The sequence below is a fragment of the Nocardioides sp. P5_C9_2 genome (assembly GCF_054049555.1).
Window position 1 is genome coordinate 1 of the sequence record NZ_JBFUMD010000368.1, and the last position, 4,045, is coordinate 4,045.

4 protein-coding genes are annotated in these 4,045 nt (G+C 70.5%); 2 read left to right on the forward strand and 2 right to left on the reverse strand.

Translation table 11 applies throughout. The features are described from left to right. Positions 1-141 precede the first annotated feature (141 nt). Positions 142-600 carry an RrF2 family transcriptional regulator gene (locus ACXJKL_RS16180; RefSeq protein ID WP_457208052.1) on the reverse strand — a complete coding sequence of 153 codons (459 nt, stop codon included), beginning with the start codon at positions 598-600 and terminating at the stop codon, positions 142-144. Positions 601-671: 71 nt separating this feature from the next. Next, complete coding sequence (locus ACXJKL_RS16185; protein ID WP_457208053.1) at positions 672-1,571, reverse strand: sulfite exporter TauE/SafE family protein; 900 nt, start codon at positions 1,569-1,571, stop codon at positions 672-674. 260 nt (positions 1,572-1,831) lie between these two features. Between ACXJKL_RS16185 and ACXJKL_RS16190 the strand changes: the two genes are divergently transcribed. After that, positions 1,832-3,706 carry an acyl-CoA dehydrogenase gene (locus tag ACXJKL_RS16190; protein WP_457208054.1) on the forward strand — a complete coding sequence of 625 codons (1,875 nt, stop codon included), beginning with the start codon at positions 1,832-1,834 and terminating at the stop codon, positions 3,704-3,706. Between the two features lie 115 nt (positions 3,707-3,821). Further along, positions 3,822-4,045, forward strand: a 224-nt coding sequence (locus ACXJKL_RS16195) for an ATP-binding cassette domain-containing protein (protein ID WP_457208055.1), incomplete at its 3' end; no start/stop codon positions are given.

Genomic DNA, 4,045 nt, shown 5'->3' on the forward strand with positions numbered 1-4,045 from the left:
CGGCTGGCCAAGCTCGGCCGCCGGCGCCGCGACGTCGCTGCCTAGTGCGGCTGCCAGGCGTCGTCGGCGGCGGTCAGCAAGCCGACCTCGTCCGGCACCGGCTCTGAAGTTCCACTCACCTGCGCGGAAGCTCAGGGTCGTTCAGTGCGGCTGCCAGGCGTCGTCGTCGGTCGTGAGCGAGGCGACCTCGGGCGGCAGGGTGCCGTCGGCCAGGTCCTGGATCGACACCCCTTCGAAGACTCCACGCAAGGAGCTGCGCGCCGCGATCCAGACGWGCTGGAGCACCTGCGCCGAGTCGCCGTACGCGACCGCCTCGGGCCGCAGGCCGTAGACCGACACGAGCGGGCCGTCGACGGCCCGGATGACGTCCGCGACGGTGACCGTCTCGGGTCCGCGCGCGAAGCGCCACCCGCCCGACTGGCCGCGCTGGGACACCACGATGTCGGCGCGACGCAGGTCGGCGAGGATGGCCTGCAGGAACCCGTGGGGGATGTCCTGCGCCTTGCCGAGCTGCTCGGCGCTCACCGCGGAGCCGTCCGCGCGGACGGCGATCTCGATCAGAGCCCGGAGGGCATAGTCGGCCTTGGCGGAGACGCGCATGGGAGGAGTTTGTCAGACAAGTCGCCCAACTCACTCCACCTCGGGCCCCGAGCCTCTCCCGGGCCCGTCCCTCAGACCGCCGCCGGCTCCATCGGACGGTCGTCGGCGACCTCGCGGGCGAGACGCTCCTGCTTGACCGCCCAGGCGATGCCCGTCACCCACAGGGTGAAGAGGACGGCTGCGGCCAGGCCGACCACGATGCCGCTGGCGCCGAGCGACTCGAGCACCGTCTTGGTGTTGGTGAGCACGATCAGGCCGCCGGCCGCGACGCCGAGCACCCGGGCGGCGAGGTGCTTGACCAGCCACGCGGCGATGGGCGCGGCGACGACGCCACCGGCCAGCAGGGCTCCGGCGTAGCCCCAGTTGATGCCCTGGCTGCCCAGCGCGAGGATGAAGCCCAGGGACCCGCCCACGGCGACCACGAACTCCGAGGTGTCGATCGAGCCGACCACCTTGCGGGGCTCGAGGCGCCCGCTGGAGAGCAGCGAGGTCGTCCCGACCGGGCCCCACCCGCCGCCGCCGATGGCGTCGAGGGCGCCGGCCACCAGGCCCATCGGGGCCAGGAACCCCGCGGAGGGGCGCGCCTTGAACTGCGGTCGGCGACCGCCCAGGCGCAGGAACCGGTAGATGACGTACACGCCGAGGCCCAGCAGGATCGTGGCGACGATCGGCTTGGCGATCGCGGCGTCCAGGTTGGACAGGGCCGTCGCGCCGATGAACGCGCCGACGAAGCCGGGGACGGCGAGGATCGAGACGGTGCGCCAGTCGACGTYGCCGAGGCGGTGGTGCGAGGCCCCCGAGACCAGCGAGGTCCCGATCTCGGAGAAGTGGACGGCCGCRGACGCGGCGGCCGGGGCGACACCGGCAGCGATCAGCAGGGTGGAGGACGTGACCCCGTAGGCCATGCCCAGGGATCCGTCGATGAGCTGTGCGATGAGCCCGACGAAGCCGAGCACGATGAGCTTGCGCATGGAGGTGCGACCCTTCTTCTGCGTATGTCTATCTAGAGAGTAGATATACGTAATCAAGTGGGTCAAGGCGCGGTCGTACCCATCATCAGTGATCCGCGACATGTGGCGTTCGTGTTGCGCGGGGGCGATCGGCGAGGCATCATTTTGTTACTGGCGAGTAGCAGCACGGGCTGCTCGCCGCCGGACCCGCTCCGCGGGGCCGGCCACCACTGGACCGGATCCCTCGTGGGACCGGTGCCCCGAAACGGAATAGGTGGATCGTGAGCCACTACAAGAGCAACCTGCGCGACATCGAGTTCAACCTCTTCGAGGTGCTCGGCCGGGACGAGGTCCTCGGCCAGGGTCCCTTCGCCGAGGTCGACGGTGAGACCGCTCGCGAGATCCTCGCCGAGGTGGCGCGTCTCTCGCGCGACGACCTCGCCGCGTCGTACGTCGACAGCGACCGCAACCCGCCGGTCTTCGACCCCCAGACCCACACGGCACCCGTGCCCGACTCCTTCAAGAAGAGCTACCAGGCCTGGATGGACTCCGAGTACTGGCGTCTCCAGATCCGCGAGGAGCTCGGCGGCACCCCCGCCCCGTCCTCGCTCGTGTGGGCCATGGGCGAGATGGTGCTGGGCGCCAACGCCCCCGTGTGGATGTACGCCGCCGGCCCGCCGTTCGCCGGTGTCGTCCACAACAACGGCAACGACCGCGACCGGCGCGTCGCCGAGATCATGGTCGAGCGCCAGTGGCCGTGCACCATGGTGCTGACCGAGCCCGACGCGGGCTCCGACGTCGGCGCCGGCCGCACCAAGGCCACCCCCAACGAGGACGGCTCCTGGAACGTCACCGGCGTCAAGCGCTTCATCACCTCCGCCGAGGGTGGCCTCAGCGACAACACGATGCACCTCGTCCTGGCCCGTCCCGAGGGGGTCGAGGGTGCCGGCGGCCCGGGCACCAAGGGCCTGTCGCTGTTCTGGATGCCGACGTACCACTTCGACCACCAGACCGGTGAGCTCACCGGCGAGCGCAACGGCGTCTACGTCACCAACGTCGAGCACAAGATGGGCATCAAGGTCTCCAACACCTGCGAGGTCACCTTCGGCGACCCGCAGGTCGGCGGCGGCGAGCCCGCCCGGGGCTGGCTGCTGGGCGAGGTCCACAACGGCATCGCGCAGATGTTCGACGTCATCGAGAACGCCCGGATGATGGTCGGCACCAAGGCCATCGCCACGCTCTCGACCGGCTACCTCAACGCCCTCGAGTACGCCAAGGAGCGCGTCCAGGGCGCCGACCTGACCCAGGCGGCCGACAAGACCGCGCCGCGGGTGACGATCACCCACCACCCCGACGTGCGCCGCTCGCTGATGACACAGAAGTCGTTCGCCGAGGCCATGCGCGCCCTGGTGCTCTACACGGCCACCTGGCAGGACCGGGTCATGATCGCCGAGCACGCGGGCGAGAAGGACGAGCTGGCGGCGGCGGTCAACGACCTGCTGCTGCCCATCGTCAAGGGCTACGGATCCGAGCGCTCCTGGGTGCTGCTGGGCACCGAGTCGCTGCAGACCTTCGGCGGCTCCGGCTTCCTCCAGGAGTACCCGGTCGAGCAGTACGTCCGCGACGCCAAGATCGACACCCTCTACGAGGGCACCACGGYGATCCAGGGCCAGGACTTCTTCTTCCGCAAGATCGTCAAGGACCAGGGCCGCGCGCTGGGTCACCTGGCGAAGGAGATCGAGGGCTTCGTCGCGAGCGAGGCGGGCAACGGCCGCCTCAAGGTCGAGCGCCAGCTGCTGGCGACCGGGCTCGAGGACGCCAACGCCATCGTCGGCCACATGATCAACGACCTGATGTCGGCCGACGCCTCCGCCGAGGGTGGCGACCTGCGCAACATCTACAAGGTGGGCCTCAACACGACCCGCCTGCTGATGGCCCTGGGTGACGTGGTGTGCGCATGGCTGCTGCTGCGGCAGGCCGAGGTCGCGCTCACCAAGCTCGCCGGGGACGCGGGCAAGGACACCGCGTTCTACGAGGGCAAGGTCGCGGCGGCGCAGTTCTTCGCCCGGACCAACCTGCCGCGGCTCACCGCCGAGCGGGCCATCGCCGAGGGCACCGACCTGTCGCTGATGGACCTCGACGAGGCCGCGTTCTGACCCGGTCGGCCCGCACGACCTGAAGGACCCCCACGACCTCCCCATGACACCCGTCATGGGGAGGTCGTGACATGTGGGCCGGGACCCGGGTCGCCCGGGCAGCCACGCTGGGGGCATGAGCATCCACACCCCTCCCGCGGCCATCCGCGCCACCGGACTCACCAAGACCTTCCGTCTCCCCGACGGCACCACCGTCACCGCGGTCGACGCCGTCGACCTGACCGTGACCCCCGGCGAGATCGTGGCCTTCCTCGGGCCCAACGGCGCCGGCAAGACCACGACCGTCGACATGCTGCTCGGCCTCACCTCCCCCACCGCCGGGACTGTCGAGGTGTACGG